The organism is Stieleria marina (genome assembly GCA_007741555.1).
Lineage (GTDB): Bacteria > Planctomycetota > Planctomycetia > Pirellulales > Pirellulaceae > K23-9.
This window is the reverse complement of the sequence record CP036526.1, coordinates 6,076,052-6,097,580: the sequence shown is the minus strand read 5'-3', so window position 1 is coordinate 6,097,580 and position 21,529 is coordinate 6,076,052. Positions and strand designations below refer to the sequence as shown.

Sequence of the window (21,529 nt, the reverse complement as noted above, 5' to 3'; positions counted from 1 at the left end):
TCGAATCGACAAGCTTACGGTAGCGACAGCAACCGCTCCGCTTCTTCCAGCATGAAATCGACATCCGTGAAGGGTTCGTGACTGATGTCTTGCCAGCGAACGCGATCCTGTGCATCAATCAGGAATGTGCCGTGCAGCGGTTGATTTTCAAAGTCATCCCAACATCGAAAGGCTTTGAAAGTGTTCTGTGTGCCGTCCGACAACAGCGGGATCGAGAGCTTCTTATCAAAATCCGCAATGCCGATCGCCAGCGTTTCGGGTGTCTCGGTGCTGATCGCCACCACGTCGATACCAAGATCACGGAATTCATCCAGCTTGGGCGAAAAGGCATGTAGCTGTTCGATGCAGTGTAAGCATCCAAAGCCGAGGTAGAAGATCACCAGTCTTGGTCGGCCGCTAAATTGTTCGCTCGACTGCCGTTTGTCTTTCGCTGTCCGGGCTTCCCATGACGGCGCCGTGTAAGGCTGCCAGCGAAAGGGGCCAAGTTCATCCAGTGGCGGTCGATCGCCCAGATCTTCCGCAGGTTTGCGTTTGATACGCCAATCTCCTTTGATCTTCAGCTCTTTGGCGATTGGACTTAGCTTTGCCAGAATCGGCGTGTCGATGTCAGCATCTGCGGCGATTTTGCGTAGTTGCTGGAATTTCTTTTTGGCCGACTCCTTGTCGCCTTTTCGCCAGAGCAAGTCAGACAAAACGGCTAGGGGCCGAACTTGCGATTGTCCGCCATTGACTGCTTCTTCAGCGATCTTGATTGCCCCGGGGAAATCGCCGGCATCAGCTAACCACTGCGCTTGGATGACCTTGTCCAGCTTGGCCGTTTTCATGTGGCGTTCCAGCGTCGACTTATCTTTGCGAACCGTTGCAGCAGCTGCCGCTGCTCTGGCGATGACTTGGCGAAGCTGTTGGATATGTTTCTTCAGTTCGTCTCGCGTCGGAGGCTTTTCTTTTCCTTCCTCGTCATCATCGGTTGTCTCGTCAGGCTCGGAACTTGCGTCCGCCAAATCAAGCATCTGTTCTTGCAAGGCGATCCGTCGGCGTTGTAGTGACCGTAGTGTTTTGGCTCCCTGCTTTTTGTCGCCTGTCATGAACCGAGCAACGGAGAGCCAGCCGAGCCATTCTTCTTGCTGTGCAGCATCCTTGGTCGGTGGCAGGTAGTGGCCGCCAGATTCGTCGATCAATTCGTCCCAGAGTGCATACTGCGATAGCGTTTGCAGCAATCGTTGGCGACCGTATCGATAGCTGCCGCGTTTGGTGAGCGAGTTGTAGGCAGGGTGTCTTGGAAGGGAGACCAAGTTGCGTGACTGTTCCAGAGCGTCATGGACGCGGCCGACGTAGAGCAGGTTTCGCGTCAGCCATTCGTTGTTGTGAGCGAAATTGTGAATTTGATCGGGCATCAGCCGAGCACGGTTCATGTGGGCGTGGTCGACTCGAGCCGACGCTTCTTGCTGCCATGCTGCGTCGGCGTATCGTTTTAATTTGGAATAGATGTGGCCTGGCATATGCCACATGTGGGCAATGCCAGGGCTGGAAGGGCCACACATCGCCGCTGACTTGAGTGCGTTTTCAGGCCGCGGCGAATCCCAGAGATGGATTCGGTAGTGATGCACAGGGTGCAGCGGATTATTGGCAAGGATCTCGCCCATCAATGCATTCACTGCGTACCGGCTCGTTAGCTTCACGCCGTATCGATCCGCTTGCCACATGTGAACGACTAGAAACGCTTTCGCTTCGTCATCATCCGGGTTGGCGTGGATGATCTTTTCCAGATCGGCGATGTACCGCTCCCCGCGTTTCTTCTTGGCTTCTCGCTCGGCGTCTTTATCTTTTTTCTCTTCGTCGTCGGAGTCATCGGACGACTTAGGCGTAAAGCGATCGAGAGCTTCGATGTAGAGCCGTTCGCGTTTGGAGGTATTCTTGGTGCGAAGCTCCATGGCTTTGTCGATCAGCCCACGTGCCCGCTGAGGGTTATTTAGATTTGCCATCGCCATGCCCCAGTATGCGATCGCTAGCTTGGGGTCTTCTTTGGCAGCCTGCCGAAACGAACGTTCGGCTTCCAAGTACCAGAATCCATGCAGCTGCGAGATGCCTTGCAGTACAAACTTCTGCGCTTTGGTTGACTTCGTCGACGTAGGAAACTTTAGCTTCGCCATCCCGTCGATCAGTTTCGCGCTCTGGCGAGGGCCTTCGTTGAATGCCTCGCCGTGGTAGCTGTGACCTGCCAGCGGATCAGCCGATGCGTTCTCCTTGGCATCCGTACTTGGATCAGCCGCCTGGGATACTACGGACACTGCCAGAGGAGCGAAAAACCCGAGGCAGACGAGAGCGAAAATTCGATTGAACATTTGAGGCACAGACTGAATGGTTCGACGAAGTAACGAAATTCAGTTCTGAATTGTAGTCGAACCCTCATCAGCCGCAGCCAGGTAGGCAGATCAATCGGTCGGTCTCAGGTCATCGCGCAGGAGGATTCTGGTGGTCGATCGGGTTGTAGGCATATCGGCGAATCGAGGGTGATTCGTGATTGACAGGTTGTCTGTTTTTCCCCGTGAAATTAGCCGTCATGGTCGCAGTACCGAACGACACAGGCATTATGCCCGACGCAGTAGCCAAATTCATTGGCGTAGACGATTGCGGTTTGTCGGATGGGAAACACCGTTGCGTACTGCTGCGGACACCATTGCCCGGTACCAATTTGAAGGAAGCGGCCGGTGGGAGATCCGTCCTGCGGTCGTCGTCCTTCGATAACCCAGCCCTGAGGAAAGCGAAAGTGTTGGCCTTGCGAATTCTTTGGCGAGTGTTCTTGGTGAGAAGAGTCACGCGGTTCGTCGCTGTTTTCACTACACATCTTGTGTCCTTGAAGTGGTGGGTTAGGGATCGGAGCTCCAAAACTACCTGCCACCGGTGACACGTTCGGTCAAATGCAGTGAACGATGCCTGCGACGGCATTCATCGGACGCGTGTCAGACAAGACTTCAGTGAGTCGGCGCTGTGTACGGTCACTTGCTTCCGCCAATCGTTGGGTGGACAGATGTAACTGTCCATGCGTGCGTTAATGGCGCCTGTTAAGCTAGCTCCCTAACGCTCGTTTGTTTTTTATTCACAACGAAACGTTTTGGGGCACGTAAGGCAGCAATCGGGTAACAGAGCGATCAATATGAATGACCCGGCGGAAAATCCAGACAATGAACTGACCCAGGAAGGTCCCTCTGATTTGAACCTGGGAAAGGAGCCTGCCTCCAATCCTGAGTCGACAACCGGTGCCCCAACCGAACTTGCTCCGGACGAGGTTGCTGCTACGGGCGCCGAGCGAACAGGCGACGAATCGACGTTCTCGGTCGATGACACCTTCTCGGGCCTCGGACCTGCGCAGCAAACGTTTGAAGCAGATGTTCAGCAAACCAATCGGTCACTGCATGATCACAAGCGTTCGAATGGTCGGCGATTGAAGGCCGAAGTCCCGGAGATGATCGGCAGATACCGCGTGGAAAGCACTCTTGGTGAAGGTGGTTTTGGATGCGTGTACTTGGCCTGGGACGACGATCTGCAGCGTAACGTCACGGTCAAAGTTCCGCACAACAACCGAGTTCGCAACCATCTGGACGTGCAGGCATTTTTGGCCGAAGCGCGGACGTTGGCAAAATTGGAGCATCCCAACATTGTCCCTGTCCATGATGTCGGGCATACGCTCCAAGGCATTTGTTTCATCGTGTCGCGGTACATCGACGGCAATGACCTATACAAACGAATAAAGGTCCAGCCTCTTAACGTTGGTGAGTCGGTCAGCTTGATCGCCACTGTCGCAAGAGCGGTTCACTATGCGCACACGCACGGCGTGATCCACCGGGACATCAAACCCAATAACATCTTGTTGGACAAACGTGGGACACCCTATCTGGCAGATTTTGGGTTAGCGTTGTTAGAAGAGAACGCGGCACGTTCAAGTAACCTCGCGGGCACGCCGTCTTATATGAGTCCCGAACAAGCACGGGGCGAAAACCATTTGGTCCAAGGAACGTCGGACATCTTTGCACTGGGCATCGTGCTGTACGAATTGATTGTCGGACACCGACCGTTTCGCGGCGAAACCACCAGCGACGTGCTTCGCGCGATCCAGGAAGATGAAGTTCAGCGGTTTCGTGATCTCAATGGCGACATACCGGCTGAGTTGGAACGGATTTGCATGAAATCGCTCTCCAAGCGAGCGTTGGATCGGCACAACACGGCCCTTGATTTTGCGGAAGATCTGGACCACTTTCTGAGTCAAAACGAGGGCCTGCATTTGCTCAGCGGTGCCAGCACTCAGGCGGTCGTTGCGACCGGTTCAATGGAGCAGTCCCGATCGAGTCGTCAGTTTCTTGGCATTGTTCCCAAGGGCCTACGTTCGTTTGGTCCTGACGACGCGCACTTTTTCTTAGGTCTTCTGCCGGGGCCCTACAATCGAAACGGGATGCCCGAATCGATTCTCTTTTGGCGACGGCGCATCGAAGAACTGGATCCTGATGAGGCGTTTCGCGTCGGGCTAATCTATGGACCATCGGGTTGCGGCAAGAGTTCATTTGTAAAAGCAGGATTGATCCCCACTCTTTCGCCGCATGTGACCGCTGTCGCAATTGAGGCGGCCGTTGGTGCCACGGAAAATCGATTGCTCAATCGATTGCGGCGACAGTGTCCCTACTTGGACACGGAACTCGGGCTCCGTGAGTCGATTGCGACGCTGCGCCACGGAAACGTGATGGGCGAAGGCAAGAAAGTGTTGATCGTCATCGATCAGTTTGAACAATGGCTCTATTCAGTCGATCAGCCAGAACACTCGGAATTGGCCAAGGCGCTGCGGCAGTGCGATGGAGAGCATGTGCAATGCATCCTGATGGTGAGAGATGATTTTTGGTTGGCATTCACTCGGTTCATGGATCATCTCGAGATCGAATTGATGCAGAACCGAAACATGGCCATGATCGATTTGTTCGATAAGTCGCATGCGAAGCGAGTGTTGACAGAATTTGGCCGCGCCTTTCATCGATTGCCGGAACGTGCTTCGGAAACCAGTCGTGACCAGAATTTATTCGTTTCCAATGCGATCGATGACTTGGCCGAAAACGGGAAAGTGACGCCCGTCCGTTTGGCCCTGTTCGCCGAGATGGTCAAAGGGAAAACCTGGAGCACCGCGACGCTGAAGAAGATCGGCGGCACGGCTGGCGTTGGCGTAATGTTCTTGGACGAAAATTTCGTGGCGGACAGTGCGCCACTGGATTATCGAATGCACAAAGACGCAGTCTATGCAACTTTGGCTGAACTTTTGCCTGCCCCAGGAGCCAACCTAAAGGGGCACATGAAGTCGCGAGAAGAACTCCTGCGGGCATCTGGATACAGTGAACAGCCCAAACAGTTTCAGGGGATGATGCGGGCTCTGGATTCTGAGCTGCACTTGATCACTCGTACCGATCCTGAAGGCAAAGGTGATCAGTCGGTTAATTTGTCAGGCTCACAATCCGCAAGCGTTTCGACTCAGGTTTACTACCAGCTGGCCCATGACTATCTGGTGCCGTCGATTCGGCAGTGGCAAGTTCAGATGCAACAAGGGACACGCAAAGGACGTGCCGAGATTCGATCCGCTCAGCGCGCCGAAGTATGGCGTTCGCACCCCGAAACGCGACATCTGCCTACCTGGATCGAGTGGGCGACGATTCTGGTTTTCACCAAACATGATCGCTGGGACGATTCGCAGCAACGCATGATGAAGGCTGCGACTCATCGGCATACGACCAGTACTTTGATCGTGGTTGCTGCGATGATGTTGGCTGTGTTTGGCTTGTTTCAATACGCGGCGTGGGACAAAGCAAAATCACTGACCGGTCAGTTGAAAATCACCAATGTGGCCGAAGCTCCGCGGTTGCTGGAGCAATTGGCCGGTCGCGAACGATGGTCCGCAAGTAGGCTTCGCGCCATCCAAGACGAGAGCGCACCGGATAGCCGGTCCTACTTGTTTGCTAGCATCGCCCTATTGGACTCTGACGCCAGTCAGGTCGAAAAGATCCGTCCGTTTTTACAGCATTCGGACCCCGAAACGCTGCGGCTGGTTTGTAATACACTGGAGCCGTATCGCACGCAATTAGTTCAGCCGCTCTGGGAACGCTTAGGCGATCAAGATCTGGAGCGAGTCATCGATGACGATGGTCGACCGTTTAGCGAGCGGTTCAACGCGGGACTGGCGTTGGCAAAATTCGATCCGCCACGACTTGATGAGCTCGAACACGCCAAACGCTGGCACCGGCATGCTGATTATCTTGCTGACGAATTGATTTTCTTTCGCAACATCGACATGCAGTTTTACTCCTCGTTGCTGGAACTGGCGAAACCCCTTGCCCCGATCATTGCGACTCGTTTGTCCAGCGTGATCAGCGATTTTGATGAAGTTGAATCACGCCGCGAAAGTTCGCTTTCCTTGCTGACCGATCTTTTTGCTGACCGTCCAGTGACGCTTGCCAGGCATATGATGCACGGTGGTGTCGAGCAACTTGCGCCTAAGGCGAAGCTGTTCGAAAAGCACCGGGACGAAATTCGCCCGTTGTTGGATCGCTATGTTAAGAAAGAAATCTCGATGCGAGATCCTATGTGGAGGCGTGCCGCGACTGAGAAAGCAAATGCGGCGGCCCTGTTGCTGCGACTGGGAGCATCGAGCGATGCAATTTGGTCGGTTTTTAAACCCGATGCAGTAACCGAACGAGACGTGGTTTCCGATCTGTCGCCAGAAGATTGGATTCGTGACGAGCTGAAGCGACTGTTGCCGGAGGATGCGTTTGAGAAGATTCCTGCTGACTGCGATCTGTTGTCACTTCAAATGCGGTTAGCCGAACTAACGTTTGGCCGTTCTCTGAATCCGACCGCCCGCACCAAATTGGTTCAACGAGTTCGGGGGTTGGGAGTTGACCCAAGTACCATTGCACGGCGGTTGTTGATCGAATCCGATGTGGATGTTCGTTGTGGACTGCTGCAGGCGTTGGGCAACTATCAGGCAACCGAACTGGACGATGATTTGCGTGACCACGTCGTGACCGCGGTAAAGGGCTGGTTCAGAACGTCGGCCGAAGCCAGCATTCATGCCAATGCTTTTTGGTTTTTAAACTTGGACTCATGGGGAAATCGCCAGTGGGTGCAAGGCGAGATCGTTCCTTCGGATCATTCGATCAAATCGGATAGGCAGTGGTATGTCAACCAATCAGGGCAAACGATGATTCAGTTGCCACAGCATGATCCTTTGGATGAATATCGAATTGATGCGGCGATGGGCGAAGTCACGCTTGGGCAGTTGCGCCAATGGAGTACTGATCCCGAAAAGGTCAAGTATTGGAGCGGTTCGTCGTTGGACTGTGCAGTTGGGCAGGTCAGCTATCAAGAAGCGGTTGAGTATTGCAATTGGTTATCGATTGCCAATGGGCTTGGCGAGGACCAGTTGTGCTATCCGGTGCGTGAACAGGGGGGGGATGATCCCGTTGAACTTGTCGCGGACTACCAATTGCGGAGTGGTTATCGATTGGCCACTGCGAACGAGTACTTTTTTATGGCAAGTAGCGGGTGCCTGACTGATTACTCTTTTGGCAGCAGCGCGTCGCCTACTGCCTTGGAAGGCGAAGAGGAGCTGTGGGACGGCTACAGTGCCAATTTAATTGGCGATGGCGATGCGAGTTGGCCGATCGCTCAAGTGCGTCCGAACGGGTTTGGCATCTTTGACACCTACATGAATGTGCGAGAGTGGACGAGCACGGCGCGTCCTATTGACCGAAATCAAAGGCAAATCTGTGGTTCTGACTATCGTTATCACTGGGGGATGAACGGGATTTCGCCGTATTACATCGGCTGGGCCGATGTGACCGCCCGAGCTTCGTTTTGGGGCCTGCGAGTTGTTCGGTCGCGTCCTGTCGTTTCGGACAACAGCAAGTAATCTGATTCGCGACGTCTGTTGCCTGGTGATTTACTCGGAGACTCGCTGAGTTAAACCGCGGTAACGATTGATGGCACCGTAGACGCGTGGATCCGGCGGTCCGGCCTGGAAGATCTTTTCGCGACGAAGGCACTCGTCCATCGCGAATTGTCGTTTCATCGAGCCGAAGCCAGTTTCGCTGTTTCGTGTCGCGGCGAGATCATGAAGCCGATGCTTGGCGACCACGCAAGACGACAGCGCGAATCTGACGCCTGAAAAATGCGCTCGCAACATAAATTCAGAATCCAGTCCGCCACGATTCGATTCAGACGCTCCAAAGTTGGTGTACCCGCCCAGACGTCTAAACATCGATACGCTAAAGCAGGCCGTCGGATTCATCGCGAAATATCCCACACGGTGGCCACGCGGATAAACCGATCGGCGATAACGTTTTTCATCGCTAAATTCGTTAGCAAACGCTTCGTCGCCGAACTGCACCATCGTCGCGGCGAAGAACTCGGCGTCGCAAAGTCGCAGCAGGTTGCCGCTGACGCTTAGGCGGTGCGGCAGGCTAATGTCGTCACCGTCCTGCACTGCGACCAGATCCGTTTCAAAGAATTCCGAAACGTTGTTGAACGAAGAATACTGCCCTAGGTTGCGTTGGTTGCGATACAGACGTACCTGCGGATGCGAACGCCAGTAATGGAATAGGTTACGGGTATCTTCGGGTCCGCAGTCGTCGATCAGGTGGACAATGGCAGTCGCGTCTTCTTGATCAATGATGCTGGCGATCGCATCTTGGACGAATTCCAATTGCCCAAAGACGGGCAGCACGACATCGCAATCGACGTGCGCAATGGGATAACCGATCGAGAATTTTCGCAGCGCATCGTGGCTGGTCGGATACGTCGGTGCTGGACCTAGCTGTGTGGGAAGCTGGCGTTCAGTCATTTCCACAGTTGCAAATGGCAGGAGGTGAATCCTTGCGTCTAGACGTTGGGCCCGACAGACAAATTCAATGTCTTGGTCGCCCCGGCGATCTGCAAAGCCTCCGTGGTCCAAAAAGAAGCTTCGACGGATGACCAACGTCGGCCAGGGTAGAAACGTCTGGAATTCCTCCGTCGGTTTAGTCGCAACGATTTCACCGTCCGGGGTGTAGATCGACGATCCGACAATGTCACTGCCTTGGCGTTGCATCTCGCTGACTGCATTTGCGACCCGATTGCTCAGGGACCGAGCCTGCGGGTGCTGGAGAGCGAAAAATTCGCATCGCATCTGCGGAGCAATGTCCTGAATCGCCCCCAATAGGTTTTGACCAGCTCGCAAACGATGTGTTTGGACATTCCAGGTGTCGCGATATTCGTCCGCTAACGGTTCGGCTGCGGGATCTCCGATGACCAAGTGTAGGTACACAACCGCGTCTTGTTGCTCCAGCACGCTCTGGATTGCAACACGGTTCTGATCCGATGCTTCGGTACAAAATAGTACGACGTCACACGTCGCCAGATGCTCATTCGTTACGCAGGAATCTAGTACGACGGCCTGTTCAGTGATCCGCTGTAGTTTCGCAATTCGTTGTTTGGATTCGTCTGGCGGGGCCGGGCTGATTTGCAAATAGTCTTCGCAGGCGACATTCAAAATCGATGGAAACACGCTGTTGATAAAGCGGCCGGGAACGGGCAGCGATTCTACGCACGCTTGGCACGCTGCGGCGGTAACGCTGCAAGCTTCACGATCTTGTAGCCGCATCATCTGTTGCAGCAGTCCACAAGTTGCCACCTCGCCGTCGTCGCTTTGACGGACGTCGAAACGATAGGGGCAATTAAGATCAGGCATGGCAATACGTCCACCTAAGTCGTCGGAAGTTTGACGCAGTTACGACAGGGCGAGTATGCTAACCGACCTCGATGTCCGTTGTAACGACGTCAAATGATCAACCGATCAACCGGAGAAACCCAATGCAGACAGCTACGTTGACGACACCACGTTCCAGCGGAAACCGCTCCAACCCACCGCCCACAAGCGGACCATCGGGTTGTGGTTATTCAATCTGGCAATTTGACGGCAGCCAATGGCAGCTAAAAAAGAATTGTGCGATCGGTGATGCACAGCTTGGAGAGCCGCCTGCGATGGAAGGGAAATTCAAGGGACAACTCCGCTCCACGGCGTGCGTTGTCGCTTAGTCAAGCATGAGTTTCAGTTCGCAAAAGTTTGATCGCGTTATTGAAAATCTAATCGTCATCTTTTGACTCGGTCTGCCCGGCAAAGGATCAATCGAAGGCCAGAGTAATCTGGCCTTTTTTCGTTCTGTACGAAACGTTTCTGCGCCAAATGCCAATCGAAAAACGCAGCCCGGAATCTTGCCGCCATCGAATCGACCCCAGGCAAGATGGCGATCGCGAGCTGGCCGATTGTCGCTTACTGCAAGAGATTGCCGGCGTCGATTCACATCCAGCTCTGGTAGTCGAACGTGACGCCTGCTTGGCCTGTTGCGATTCCTTTTCGCCGTCCGCCGAGGATCTGAACCCGATTGTGGCATCCCTCTTGTTTGAACTGTCCGAGCAGATTGTTGATTTGGGGGGAGTCGATGGGTGCGACTTACAGAAGGCCAGTCGGCTCAACGCCTGGGCGGAACGATCGCTGCCAGCTGTCGCGCCAGATGAAGACGATAGCGAGGACATTCAGCAGCGCACCTACGATCACCTTGCAGGTGTTTCCGTCGATCAACTTCTGCAACAGTTGCCGATGCCAGCGGAATCATCGAAGCACAAAAATGGAAAGTTGACGTGGTCCGTGGGCATCACAACGGCTCCACGCCGCTTGCCGACCCTCCAGAAAAGTGCCGAATCAGTGATTCAGGCGGGGTGGGACGATCCTGTGTTGTTCATCGATGGCGAAGTGGATCTTCCAGCGTCGCTGCAGCACCTTGAGTGTTGTCGTCGCTCTCCCGCAACGGGAGCGTTTCCCAACTACATTTTGTCGTTGGGCGAACTGTATATGCGGAACCCGCACGCGGATGCCTACCTGATGATTCAGGATGACGCACTGTTGTTGCCGTCGTCGGCGATGCGCGACTATCTGGACCGCGTGCTATGGTTCGACGAAGGCCCAAGCATTGCGTCACTGTATTGCAGTAGCGAGTACAACCAAAGCGAGACTGGGTGGCACTTGTTTCCAGAAAACTGGGTGTGGGGCGCCGTCGCGTTTGTCTTTTCTCGGGATGCTGTTTTATCGCTTCTGCAATCACCGATGATTTGGGAGCATCGTGCGAAGCCTGGAGACGAAGGACTTTCGCGAATCGATGTGGCGATCGGGCAGTTCGCGCAAGCGAAGCAAATTCCGGTTTACTTTCCCAGTCCCAGCTTGGTTCAGCATATCGGCATCATCAGCACGATTTGGAAAGTCGCCAGGGCAGTCAATGCACGTCGCGCCAATCAATTCATTGGCGATCAACTGGATTCTCCCTGAGCAAAAAACATTCGGTCGAGTGCGAGACAGTCCGTTGAGTCGGATCGCTAAGGTCTGGTGCCCCCGGGAAATGTTCGCTGGAAATGACCCCGAACAAATACGGTTCTTCGCTGAGTTGCACGTTGACGATCTGATTGCGATTTGGCTTGACCGTTCGCGTTTCGCCGTCGCTACGAACCTTGATCGAGACCGGCGAATGGATTGTCGGCGCCCCTTTCAACAATTGTGCGAGATCGTCATCCGCAGGATCTGACCAATAAAAAATGGAGTGTCCGCCCGGAGCTCCAGCGAACAGAACTTCGGCAGTGTCAGCCGAACGCGGCGGCGTGTCGTCGTGTTCATGGGACGTTGCAAAAATGAGCTTGTCGTTGGACGAAATGTGAAAGTCCCATTCCATTCGCTTTTCGTTGACCTGGTGATCGTGTAACAACGAAATCGCATCACCAGATTGCAGCGGAATCGGCAATCCCGCGGGCAACCGGTAGGCCAAGTGCCCAATCTGAGCTTCGTCGTGGATGTGTTTTTCTGTTTCAAAAGTAATGACGCCCGCCTGTCGATCGTGCTCTTTGACTTTGCCAATTGCTTTGAAGTCTCCTGTCATCAGCACGCCGCCCAGGTCGCACGCGATCGCGAACGGGACCGAGTCTGGAATCTTTGCCGTTCCCTGTAATTTGAACGCACTGTATTGCAGAGGTTCTGGCCGCTCGATGATGTCCGGAGCCGAATAGTCGCTTTGCGGGCTCCACGTTGGCGACCGAAGAACGACCACCGCGGCAGCGATCATTGAGGAAAGGATCAGTCCACCCAATACTACTTTTTTTATCATTGATGATCTCGCTAAGTCATTGCCGCGGCTGGGGTACCTATTTTGTGATCGGAAACACCAGTCGCGACCAATCAGAGCAGTCTTTTAGAGTCGGTACATTGGGAACTCCGTGCAGCTTCACGTCGACGGGATCGATGTCGATCGATCCGTCTTCATCCCAATCGATCGGGTAGTGGTTTGCTACTCCGAGTACTTCGCTCAGCTTTGACTTTTGTAAGTCCATTCGCATGCCTTCGGAATACGTGTAGACAAAATCGCCAGCGAAACTGTTTTGGTCTGCGCCTGTGATCTTTCCGTCGATGTCGCTTCCTTGGAAAACGTAAAGGTAGTTCATCAAGCTATTGAAGTTCGGTTTGTTGTTGATGCGTCCGCCCTGATTGCCGTCGTGTGTCAGGCTAAGCAAGTGGCCAAATTCGTGCATGAAAACACCTCGTTGGTAGTTGTTGTCGACGGCGCGCATTCGACAGACTCCGAGTGTCAAGAAAAAGATCGACGACTTGTTGCCTGCGCCGGTTGATCTTGAACTCCACTGTTGATCAGCAAAAATGCAGTATCGAAAAATGCGACGGCGGTTTGCGTCAAAGTAGTTCGGGTCGTCCCGGATTTCCGTTGCGTTGCAATACTGGGAGAGATCTTTGATGTAGGTGTCAGTTGCTTTCTTAAAACCGATGTAGCGTTTCCATGGGATTTCGGTGCCACCACGGGCTTGGCCCGACGGCAGAAAGCCCTCTTGCCCGTAGTCGATATGGATTTCGATCCCGCTGGTCCCGTCGGGATTCATGATGGGAGCACGCCGGTATTCTGCTTGGATCTGCGGGAAAACGGCGGGGCTCGGGTACGAGCTTTCCGAAAAGTCAGACCACACTCGGCCCGGCACGACCATTTGATCGACTTCGATGAAGAGGTCTTTGCGATCCGGTTTGGCCCCCATCGCTGGCAAGTCCACCCCGTCGATGCCATTGGTTTCCCAAACGTCCAGTAGTCCGTCCGAGTCGCTGTCGAGCGTGTCAGGCGAAGGGATTGTGTAATCGAGCGGCTTTCCCGCCAGTTGTCCGTCAAAATTGCGAACATTGATGCTGACGACTTGTCCGCAGCGGATGTTCGACAACGGCGCGGTCACGCGATCGTAGTGGTAAATCGGGTACGCAAAGTAAGTCGGATCCAAGTTGTAGCCTGCCTGAGCCAGATCGGTGCCCAGCCGAAGCCAACTGGAATTGTCGAGCCGGCTCCGGAGTTCACTGCCACTGACGTCGGAGCCATCAACGGTGAGCACTGCTCCGCGATCGATATTGGCGCCGCTCACGTGGATCGTCATGGATGCGGTTGTGCCATCGGACTGGTAATCAGAAAGACAGACGTAATCCACGCGAGGCGCTGTTCGTAGTTTCATCGATGCCATAGGAACGGAAAGCACCGCCAGCGATTCATCCGCCGTGATGGGGGGGCCGCCGAAATCGGGGCTGGGAAAGAGACGAGCGGTGACAGAGGAGCCGATCGCGATCGATTTCACATCGAAACCATCGAAGTCCGCGATGTCGGCGCAGTTCATGTGTTTGCAATCCGATGGAAATTGCCGCACGAGGCCGCCAAAGTCTTGATTGGAAAAAGCCCATGATCCGGCCGGAGGCAGAAAACGAAGGTCGATATCCCTGGCTCGAACCGGCCAGCCATTGGAAAGACATGCGAGCAGAAATGACTGAGTGCCGTCCGATCCGCCGGCTAGCTCTTCGATTCTTTCGGTTTTCTTGTCCGCGCTTTCCAGGACTTCCGATGAGTACGTCGCGTAGAGCTTTTCCAGTTCGTTGGTTGTGATGCCATTACGAAGCGCTCCGAGATAATCGGCGTGGAGCTGATCAGACAAGGTGGGGAAAAGCCACAGGAATGCCAAAACGGCTAAGTGTTTTCGGTGAAACATCAAGTGGCATGGCCTAAGCGAATAAGGATGGTTGCCTTTAGTTCTGGTCGTTCGCGCGACCGTTATCTTAGACGCTATGCCAACGGCCATTGCGATTCGGCGTGTCGCAAACGCTAACTTGTCGTTTGCTACACTTGTTCACTGGTGTGGAATTGACCGCCTTCGCCATGAACCCAACTATTCGCAAAATCCCTGTCGTTGCCATGAAGAAACGTAAGTCCCGTGCATCGATAGGAGGCTGTGTCTTTGGTTTTCTGAACATCGGATTGACGGTCGTGATGTTTGCCTTGCCCAGCGTCGCACTTGCCTATTGGTATTTTTACATCCGCGATCCAGGCAATCAGGTGCGCGAAGTAATCGTCGACCAATCAACGAAAGCAGCCCCCCTAGATCGCGGCCGAGAACAACGCGCATCGCGATCGCCTGTTCCGGAAAAGTGGACAACTGGTTTTTTCGACGATGTGGCTGAAATGCCCAGTCGTGATCGCAATCAGCCGCCCGAGGATGCTCTCGGATCAAAGCAGGCGGGCGTTCGCGAGCTGAGGAAATTTCGGACTTGGCAGGACGGCAGCGGTAGATTCACGTTGAAGGCACGGTTCTACAGCGCAAGCGGAAGCATGGTGAAACTTCAACTTGAAGATGAATCGACGCGCGAGGTTCAGATTGCCAAGTTAGGCGAAGCGGACAAAGAGTACCTGCGTGCCGTTTTCAAATCCAAAGGCGCACGCGCCGATTTTTGAAATCGCAATGATCAAGATGGCAGATTCGATCGCTGTGAAAAAACAAACCCGCTTTTTAGATACTGCCTAGTTCCAAGCCCGCTTTGATTTGGCGGTTGACGATCTGATCGATCCAGACGTCGTCAAATCGTTTGTCTTCGACTTCAAAACGATCCGCTACTTCTTTGCAGCGTTTGACAACGTCTTTGACCGCTTCGATCTGCAAGGGTTCGACCAAATGTTGGCCACGAAGCGAATCGTCGTACTGAATGACGGGATCAAGGACATGGTCAAAATCAATTCCGGTAGCCTTGTTGATTTCAGCTGTCCAACGTAGTCGCGAAAACTGCCGCTGGGCGGCTTCGTCAAAGCTGTCGGCGTGAGACTTGGTAAACGCTTCGACGGCAGCTAAGTCACCCCACTGAAGGACAGGCAGGCGGATCATACGTGTCATCACGCCGCCGGCTTGCCAGTCTTCATACTTGCCGCGTTCCAGTTCTTGGGTGAATTCTTCTAGCAGCGCCAACGTTCGTTCTTTGTCTTCGGGTTCCAGCAGGCTCTGTTCGATACTGGGCAAGTAAGTACCTCGCAAAGTCTTCACGGCAAATTCGCTGCGTTTTTGAAACAGCAGCCAAGTGGTGAAGGAACAGGTAACGAAGATGACCATGCCGAAGATCAGCGTGGCGGCCATGATTGCGGGCATCCAACCGGGGCCTCCGTCGCTGGCATGATTCTCCGCCGCGACTTCGTCACCCGAAACCGGTTCGTCGGGGGCGTCTTTGCCTGTCGTCAAATTCGAGCCGTTCATGCGTCGCGGAATTCAATCTTCAAGATTTTGAATTTGTTGGTGCCAGCGGGGACTTCGACTTCGGCTTCTTCCCCGACCTTTTTACCGATCAGACCTTGTCCGAACGGGCTGGTCACCAAAATCTTTCCGTTGTTGTAGTCTTCTTCACCCGCGCCGACGAGCGTAAACTCTTCTTCGTCGCCGTAAGCGAGATCTTCCACCGTAACAGTGCAGCCAAACACAACTTCGTCTTTGGGGAGCGTCGCTTGGTCGACAATCGTTGCTCGCGCGATCTTACTTTTCAGCAGTCCGATTTTTGCTTGCAGCTTGCCTTGGTTTTCACGCTGGGCGTGGTATTCGGCGTTCTCTTTCAAGTCGCCTTCTTCGCGCGCAGCCGCAAGCTTTTCGGTGATCGACGGCATCTCTTCGTTTTCCATACGCGAGATTTCTGCCTTGATCTTGTTGTAGCCTTCACGCGTCATGGGTACCGATTCGTGCATGGCAACTGTCTCCCCTCTGCGTTTCGAGAACGCTTCGATTTCAACGACGCCGGGTCGTTTGATCTGACCAACTGAGTCAAATCGCGAGCCGGCAAACTAAAAAGAAAACCTTTCCCGTTAGTAGCGAGAAAGGCCTTCAACATATTCCAGGTCATATCTTCGCCGGTGGAGGGGCAGGTGTAAAGTCACCAAGCCACCCCTGCGGGCGATCCGCATCGCAAAAAAAATCACCAAAACGTGTGAATCATGGAGTTTCAACACTGTTGCGGCTTTGCAGCCGCGGCGGCCGGTGGTCAAGTCGACACTGCTGCGGCCGAAACTTGTTGGGCCGACGCGTATGCTTCGAGTGTTGTCGTGTTACGCTGCAACTTGTGATGTGCAATGCCCGCAGCGAGTCGCCGCGATGGGGATGTCCATCTTGCATTCGTTGCAGGCCTTGGTCGTCGGAGCTTCGTCTGCCTTGGGACGCATTTTGTTCATCATTTTGATCAACATGAACAGGACGGCGGCAACGATCAAAAGCGAAATGACCGAGTTGATGAATTCGCCGTACTTGATCAAGACTGGTTCAGCGTCGGCGCCTTCGACGGGTAATTCGGCCACCATTTTTGAAAAGTCCACTTTGCCCATGACATAGCCGATGGGAGGCATCATCACGTTGTCGACCAGCGATTTAACGGTCGCACCCAGAGCTGCTCCCAGCATGATGCCGACGGCCATGTCGATCATGTTTCCTTTCAGTGCAAACTCTTTGAATTCCTTGATCATTCCCATCACATCAGTCCTTTTAGCGACTAGCGGTTCCTCAGCAATCGCTACGTCGCGATTGAATCATTGTCTTTTTTGGGCGACTACGCGTCTTGGGCTTCTTCGTCATCATCGATCGAGTGATTCATCTTGCCAGGTTCCGGACCGCCTTCGTGCGGCACGCCGATTTCCTCATCCAGCCATCGACCCAGGTCGATCATTCGGCAGCGCTGCGAACAGAATGGCGGCGCCTCGGTTTCGTCCAGCAAAAAGTCCAGTCCGCAGGTCGAGCACTTCATGGGCATTGGAGCGCGATCGGCTTGCGGATTTTGGTTGGATTGAGTTCCCACAGTGAATCTTCTCGAAAATCAAATGGGTGATTGGAGTACAAACGCTCAGCGGCGTCTATCGTGGCAAAGCACGAAGCAGGTCACGGATCTGTTCGTGCACATCCGAGGTTGCTCTGACAACCAAGAATCGTCGCATAGCAAAATACTGAATCGTGCCTGGTCCGCCATTGGTGTCCCAAAAATCAGGGGCGACCACCCGCTCGATCAATTCAACTAATTGCCAGCCGTTGTCGGCGATCCCCGCGGCACCACGCCCGAGTTGATCGCCCGCGGGACTGCTTTGCGAACGATCGCTTTCGTCGGCGTCTGAATTCGCCGCAGCGAGCGAATGGCGGATAATGGAGTCGACGTCGCTGCTGAGACCGCTGAGGCGAACAACTTTTTGCCGACGCAGTTGCGACGTCAGCTTTGTTTTTGTTGAAAGCAAGCGACGTCGGATCTTACCGGCATCCTGCTGAAGCATTTCGCTTTGGCCGAAGCGTGTATCTTGGCGAAGCATCACGTAGAAATCGCAGAGCGCCACGATTGCTTTGTTTTTCGAAGCACCATCGTCGCTGACAGACGCTTGGCGTAGCAACACGCTGGTCTGATTCCGCAAAGACGTCAGTGACGCGGCCGTTTCGATCTGGTTGGTGCCATCGGCAGTATTTTGCGCCAAGCCAGTGCCCATGCTAACTGTAAACAACATTGCAAAAACGACACCCATCGTCGAAACGCGGATGGCATGGTGATCGTCAAATAGGCGGCGAAGCGGTTCGCCAAGACGTTCCGCAGCGAACCTGCTACGGTAGAGTCGAATGAGTCCAGCAAAAGCAGCGGTCGTTTGTTCACGCCGACAGACAGCGTGCGTACTCGAAAATCGAAACTGAAATTTCATGGCTATTCCTCGATTAAAAACACTGGAACAAGAAACGTATCGAGGCGAGAGAGCAATGCTTGACGCTTCACGGCGTCGGTTTCTGTTGGCCGCCGCTCTAATCGGCCTTTCCCCTGCGTCGGCTTCCTGGGGACAAAACGCTGCCGCAGCAAAATACAGCGACGACGTCGTTAAGAAAGCCGAGCAAATTTTAAAGGAAGCCGGGCTACGGCGAAACGGTAAATCGTATAGTGCAATCAATACGACAGGAGTTTCGCGAGCCTTGTCAGGGCTTTCGCGTCAAAGGCGGCAACTGGGGCTGGTTTACAAAGACTGGAAAACCGCCAACGGTCAACTTGCCGCTCTGCAGCAGCAGCTCAAACGGTTGAATGTGCAAGATGGCGAACTGAATTTGCAGCTCGCTCGTGTCGCGGGGATTGATGTGTCGGCTGACAACCGGATCGTTGCCTTGATCAATGCGGGGCGTATCAAGAGCAAGCTGATCACTGGGCAAATCGAAGAAGCACGTAAAATGGTCGCGGCCAAGCGTGATTCGCTGGGGCAATCCGAGGCGGCTTATGCCGACATGGTGATGGCCATTCGCAAAGATTTCGATGCGGTCGGCAAAAACTTGAGCAACAGTTTGGTGGTGCCGCAAGTCAAAATCGCATTGGGTGTGATGCAGCGTAATTTTGACATGCCGGCACCCGCGGAAATCACTTCCATCAGCGTGCTGTCGCCTTTGGAAAAGCGGATAGCGAAAGTCGAACAAGAAGTGTTCAGCGAACTGATCCCATTGGAGGTTCGAAACGGCGGTTCGCTCTTCATCGATGTCGTCGTGGGCAACAAGACCATGCGCATGGTTGTCGATAGTGGCGCGACGTTGGTTACCTTGCCGGCCGACAAAGCGGCGGAGCTAGGAATTCAGGTTCCCGCCGATGCTCCCGAATTGCGATTGGTGATGGCAAACGGGAGCGAGATTGCGGCCAAGGCCGTCATCCTGCCTCGGGTGCGGATCGGAGAATTTGAAGCACACAATGTGCGTGCTGCGATTCTGCATGCGTCAGCAAACGGCGCCGAACCGCTGTTGGGGATGAGCTACCTGGGGAATTTTAAATTTGAGATCAACACCAGCGACAAGACGCTCAAGATGCTCCGCGTCGCCGCGGAGTAGGAGTCGTCTTGGACGTTTCACTTGGTCTGGGGGCTCAAGCCACTAATTCATCCGTCTTGGGCTGCGTCAGCAACGACACCACGATCAGCGTCAAAAACGCAAGTGGAATCGTCACGATCCCTGGCTGGCTAAACGGTGCGATCGCATCAGCGGGGTCCAGCCCGTAAACGCTCTTGTAGGTGTCTGCCGAAAGCAGAATCCAACCGAGTGAGCTGACCATGCCAACGACGACACTCCAGATGATGCCTTCTTTTGTCGTTTGTTTCCAAAACAACAGCATGACCAAAGCGGGCAGATTCGCGCTAGCGGCAATGCTGAACGCCCAGCCGACCAAGTAACCAACGTTAAGTTCTTTGAACAGGATTCCCAAGACGATGGCGATCGCGCCAACAATGACAGCCGCGATCTTGGCGATGCGCACTTGCGATTCGCCGGACAGCTTCATTCCCAACACGCCTCCGAGCAGGTCATGCGCGATCGCGCCACTACTGGCCAGGATCAATCCACTGACAGTTCCTAGTACGGTTGTAAATGCGATCGCCGAAATGATCGCAAACAGCAGTTCGTTCAGGCTCCGTGCCAATAAAGGTGCCGCCATGTTGTTGTCGGTCAGGTCCAACGCACCACTGGTCATTGCACCTAAGCCAAGGTAGAGCGTGAGGACGTAAAAGAAACCAATCGTTGCGATGCCGACGATCGTGCTTTTGCGAGCCGCAGCCCCGTCTTTGACTGTGTAGTAGCGAATCAAGATGTGTGGCAGCGATGCTGTTCCGCAAAACAACGCCAGCATCAGTGACAAAAAGTTCAGCGATCCTGTGGCTTCGTCTCCGCGGATGCCGGCAAACTTGGGATGCTCGCCCGGTCGCAGAACTTTGGTGCCTTCGGTCGCTTTTTGATAATGGACCGTCGCTGTCGAACCGTCAGCGAGTTTGAATTTTTCGTTTCGCCACAGCATCACTTCGCTGTCACGGAGTGTCGTAAAGAATGAGATCGGCCCCAGTTTTCCGGTTTCGGTTTTTCCCTCGGGAAGCTTCGATACCGCGCCAACTGGTTTCAGCTGACGCTCTCCGTCGCCGTCACCCAGGGGAGCCCCGTCGATCAATGTCTTGCCGTCGGCGGTCTTGGTCACTGACTGGGCTTGTCGCAGCAAGATCTGGTTGGCTTCGGCGGTGGGTTCGACGTGGAATAGATCGAATCCCAGATCGTCGTCGCGTTGCAGGCGTACAAACTCTTCGTGTTCTTCCCAGCCATTGTCGGGAGGGATCAGTTCGCGGCCGTCGATGGCCCCTGATCGAACCGAATCGGCCGCCAGTGGACCGATCGTTTGAAAGGTTTCGTTGTCAGTCGAAAAGCCACGATTGAGGAGCATCACCACCAGGACTGCACTGAATACTACCAGCAACGAGCCTTTGAGAAACTGCACCCAGGTGGTGGAAACCATGCCGGCCGTGACAACAATGGTGATCACAACGATGCCGACCAGCACGACGCCAACCCAGTGCGGAAATCCCAGTAGCGGCTGGATCAGTGATCCGGCGCCAACCATTTGTGGTATCAGATAAAACACGCTGACGACCAGCGTGCTGACGCCGGCGGCAGCCTTGATGCCACGCGAATTGAACTTGGAGTCCAACGCGTCGGCAAACGTAAACCGACCGAGGCGTTTCATGGGTTCTGCGATCACGAAAAGTGCCACGATCCAGCCAGCCAAAAAGCCGATCGAATACAGGAACCCGTCGTAGCCATAGGCGGCAATCATGCCGCAGATACCTAGGAACGAAGCCGCCGACAGGTAGTCGCCGGCGAAAGCGACTCCATTAACGACCCAGGGGATTTGGCCGTGAGCAGCAAAGTAGCCTTCGGAGGATTTTGCTTTTCGTCCTAGGAAAAAACTGAGTCCAACGGTGCCCAGTACAAACGCGCCAAAGACAAAGACGGCTGTCCAAGAGGGATCATAAATCATTGTGCGTCTCCGCTATCGGTTGGCTGATTGTCGGAGGATACCTCGGCTGATTCGGTCGGTTCGGTGCGACACATCGCTCCGTAGACCAACGCCAAAACAATCGCGAAAACGATCAACGCAAAACCGTAGACGATCGCTAGATTCAGTCCGGCAATCGCCGTCACATCCATCCATGACGCTCTGAACGCATTGATGCAAACAAAGCCGACGTACAACGCGAGGTAGATCAAAAAAAGGATCAATCCGAGTCGCGTGTTAAAGCGACGCTCGGCTGAGTCGCCGCTGGATGAAGGAGGCATGAAGCTG

At 54.2% G+C, this 21,529-nt stretch carries 17 protein-coding genes; 5 read left to right on the top strand and 12 right to left on the bottom strand.

Translation table 11 applies throughout. From position 1 onward, the window contains the following. Positions 1-14 precede the first annotated feature (14 nt). Positions 15-2,288: a redoxin domain-containing protein gene (locus K239x_RS21655; RefSeq protein WP_419189256.1), complete on the bottom strand. Its 2,274-nt coding sequence runs from the start codon at positions 2,286-2,288 to the stop codon at positions 15-17. Between the two features lie 263 nt (positions 2,289-2,551). Further along, positions 2,552-2,845: a hypothetical protein gene (locus K239x_RS21650; protein ID WP_145420462.1), complete on the bottom strand. Its 294-nt coding sequence runs from the start codon at positions 2,843-2,845 to the stop codon at positions 2,552-2,554. Positions 2,846-3,154: 309 nt separating this feature from the next. On the opposite strand from K239x_RS21650, the gene K239x_RS21645 reads away from it, so the two are divergent. Beyond that, positions 3,155-7,939 (top strand): bifunctional serine/threonine-protein kinase/formylglycine-generating enzyme family protein, encoded by a 4,785-nt coding sequence (locus K239x_RS21645; RefSeq protein ID WP_145420461.1) that lies wholly within the window; start codon positions 3,155-3,157, stop codon positions 7,937-7,939. A 30-nt stretch (positions 7,940-7,969) separates the two neighbouring features. Here K239x_RS21645 and K239x_RS21640 read toward each other — a convergent pair whose 3' ends face one another. Next, positions 7,970-9,754, bottom strand: a complete 1,785-nt coding sequence (locus K239x_RS21640; RefSeq protein ID WP_145420460.1) for a glycosyltransferase — start codon at positions 9,752-9,754, stop codon at positions 7,970-7,972. Between the two features lie 122 nt (positions 9,755-9,876). Here K239x_RS21640 and K239x_RS21635 point away from each other — a divergent pair, with 122 nt between their 5' ends. Beyond that, entirely contained in the window at positions 9,877-10,101 is a 225-nt protein-coding gene (locus tag K239x_RS21635; RefSeq protein WP_145420459.1) for a hypothetical protein, read from the top strand. 148 nt (positions 10,102-10,249) lie between these two features. Further along, positions 10,250-11,386, top strand: coding sequence for a hypothetical protein (locus K239x_RS21630; protein ID WP_145420458.1), 1,137 nt, complete (start codon positions 10,250-10,252; stop codon positions 11,384-11,386). On the opposite strand, the gene K239x_RS21625 is transcribed toward K239x_RS21630, so the two are convergent. Then, positions 11,358-12,212 carry a hypothetical protein gene (locus K239x_RS21625; protein ID WP_145420457.1) on the bottom strand — a complete coding sequence of 285 codons (855 nt, stop codon included), beginning with the start codon at positions 12,210-12,212 and terminating at the stop codon, positions 11,358-11,360. The two genes, K239x_RS21630 and K239x_RS21625, sit on opposite strands and share 29 nt — an antisense overlap. Positions 12,213-12,249: 37 nt before the next feature. Continuing rightward, positions 12,250-14,073, bottom strand: coding sequence for a zinc metalloprotease (locus tag K239x_RS21620; protein WP_145420456.1), 1,824 nt, complete (start codon positions 14,071-14,073; stop codon positions 12,250-12,252). A 221-nt stretch (positions 14,074-14,294) separates the two neighbouring features. On the opposite strand from K239x_RS21620, the gene K239x_RS21615 reads away from it, so the two are divergent. After that, positions 14,295-14,867, top strand: a complete 573-nt coding sequence (locus K239x_RS21615) for an SHD1 domain-containing protein (RefSeq protein ID WP_145420455.1) — start codon at positions 14,295-14,297, stop codon at positions 14,865-14,867. Between the two features lie 55 nt (positions 14,868-14,922). Here K239x_RS21615 and K239x_RS21610 read toward each other — a convergent pair whose 3' ends face one another. The 5 genes from K239x_RS21610 to K239x_RS21590 form a co-directional block, all read right to left on the bottom strand. Then, entirely contained in the window at positions 14,923-15,654 is a 732-nt protein-coding gene (locus K239x_RS21610; RefSeq protein WP_145420454.1) for a hypothetical protein, read from the bottom strand. Next, a complete protein-coding gene (greA, locus tag K239x_RS21605) occupies positions 15,651-16,133 on the bottom strand; it encodes a transcription elongation factor GreA (RefSeq protein ID WP_145420453.1) in 483 nt (160 codons plus the stop codon). The genes K239x_RS21610 and greA overlap by 4 nt, the downstream gene beginning before the upstream one ends. Positions 16,134-16,490: 357 nt before the next feature. Then, positions 16,491-16,907 (bottom strand): large conductance mechanosensitive channel protein MscL, encoded by a 417-nt coding sequence (gene mscL / locus K239x_RS21600; RefSeq protein WP_419189255.1) that lies wholly within the window; start codon positions 16,905-16,907, stop codon positions 16,491-16,493. 77 nt (positions 16,908-16,984) lie between these two features. Further along, entirely contained in the window at positions 16,985-17,230 is a 246-nt protein-coding gene (locus K239x_RS21595) for a DNA gyrase inhibitor YacG (protein WP_473163548.1), read from the bottom strand. Between the two features lie 55 nt (positions 17,231-17,285). Further along, the gene (locus tag K239x_RS21590; protein WP_145420452.1) at positions 17,286-18,107 is read right to left on the bottom strand and encodes a hypothetical protein; all 822 of its coding nucleotides are present in this window, start codon (positions 18,105-18,107) and stop codon (positions 17,286-17,288) included. Between K239x_RS21590 and K239x_RS21585 the strand changes: the two genes are divergently transcribed. Continuing rightward, positions 18,106-19,260, top strand: a complete 1,155-nt coding sequence (locus K239x_RS21585; RefSeq protein WP_419189254.1) for a retropepsin-like aspartic protease family protein — start codon at positions 18,106-18,108, stop codon at positions 19,258-19,260. The two genes, K239x_RS21590 and K239x_RS21585, sit on opposite strands and share 2 nt — an antisense overlap. 34 nt (positions 19,261-19,294) lie before the next feature. Here the strand turns inward: K239x_RS21585 and K239x_RS21580 are convergent, their stop codons facing one another. Further along, a complete protein-coding gene (locus K239x_RS21580) occupies positions 19,295-21,223 on the bottom strand; it encodes a sodium/solute symporter (protein WP_145420451.1) in 1,929 nt (642 codons plus the stop codon). Then, positions 21,220-21,522 carry a DUF485 domain-containing protein gene (locus K239x_RS21575; RefSeq protein ID WP_145420450.1) on the bottom strand — a complete coding sequence of 101 codons (303 nt, stop codon included), beginning with the start codon at positions 21,520-21,522 and terminating at the stop codon, positions 21,220-21,222. Before K239x_RS21575 ends, K239x_RS21580 begins: the two co-directional genes overlap by 4 nt. Between the last annotated feature and the right edge of the window lie 7 nt (positions 21,523-21,529).

Coding starts and splice junctions, on each gene's coding strand:
- K239x_RS21615 (WP_145420455.1), top strand. CDS start 14,295: ATGAACCCAACTATTCGCAAAATCCCTGTCGTTGCCATGAAGAAACGT.
- K239x_RS21630 (WP_145420458.1), top strand. CDS start 10,250: ATGCCAATCGAAAAACGCAGCCCGGAATCTTGCCGCCATCGAATCGAC.
- K239x_RS21580 (WP_145420451.1), bottom strand. CDS start 21,223: ATGATTTATGATCCCTCTTGGACAGCCGTCTTTGTCTTTGGCGCGTTT.
- greA (WP_145420453.1), bottom strand. CDS start 16,133: ATGCACGAATCGGTACCCATGACGCGTGAAGGCTACAACAAGATCAAG.
- K239x_RS21625 (WP_145420457.1), bottom strand. CDS start 12,212: ATGATAAAAAAAGTAGTATTGGGTGGACTGATCCTTTCCTCAATGATC.
- K239x_RS21575 (WP_145420450.1), bottom strand. CDS start 21,522: ATGCCTCCTTCATCCAGCGGCGACTCAGCCGAGCGTCGCTTTAACACG.
- K239x_RS21590 (WP_145420452.1), bottom strand. CDS start 18,107: ATGAAATTTCAGTTTCGATTTTCGAGTACGCACGCTGTCTGTCGGCGT.
- K239x_RS21645 (WP_145420461.1), top strand. CDS start 3,155: ATGAATGACCCGGCGGAAAATCCAGACAATGAACTGACCCAGGAAGGT.
- K239x_RS21650 (WP_145420462.1), bottom strand. CDS start 2,845: ATGTGTAGTGAAAACAGCGACGAACCGCGTGACTCTTCTCACCAAGAA.
- K239x_RS21640 (WP_145420460.1), bottom strand. CDS start 9,754: ATGCCTGATCTTAATTGCCCCTATCGTTTCGACGTCCGTCAAAGCGAC.
- K239x_RS21635 (WP_145420459.1), top strand. CDS start 9,877: ATGCAGACAGCTACGTTGACGACACCACGTTCCAGCGGAAACCGCTCC.
- mscL (WP_419189255.1), bottom strand. CDS start 16,907: ATGGGAATGATCAAGGAATTCAAAGAGTTTGCACTGAAAGGAAACATG.
- K239x_RS21610 (WP_145420454.1), bottom strand. CDS start 15,654: ATGAACGGCTCGAATTTGACGACAGGCAAAGACGCCCCCGACGAACCG.
- K239x_RS21585 (WP_419189254.1), top strand. CDS start 18,106: ATGGCTATTCCTCGATTAAAAACACTGGAACAAGAAACGTATCGAGGC.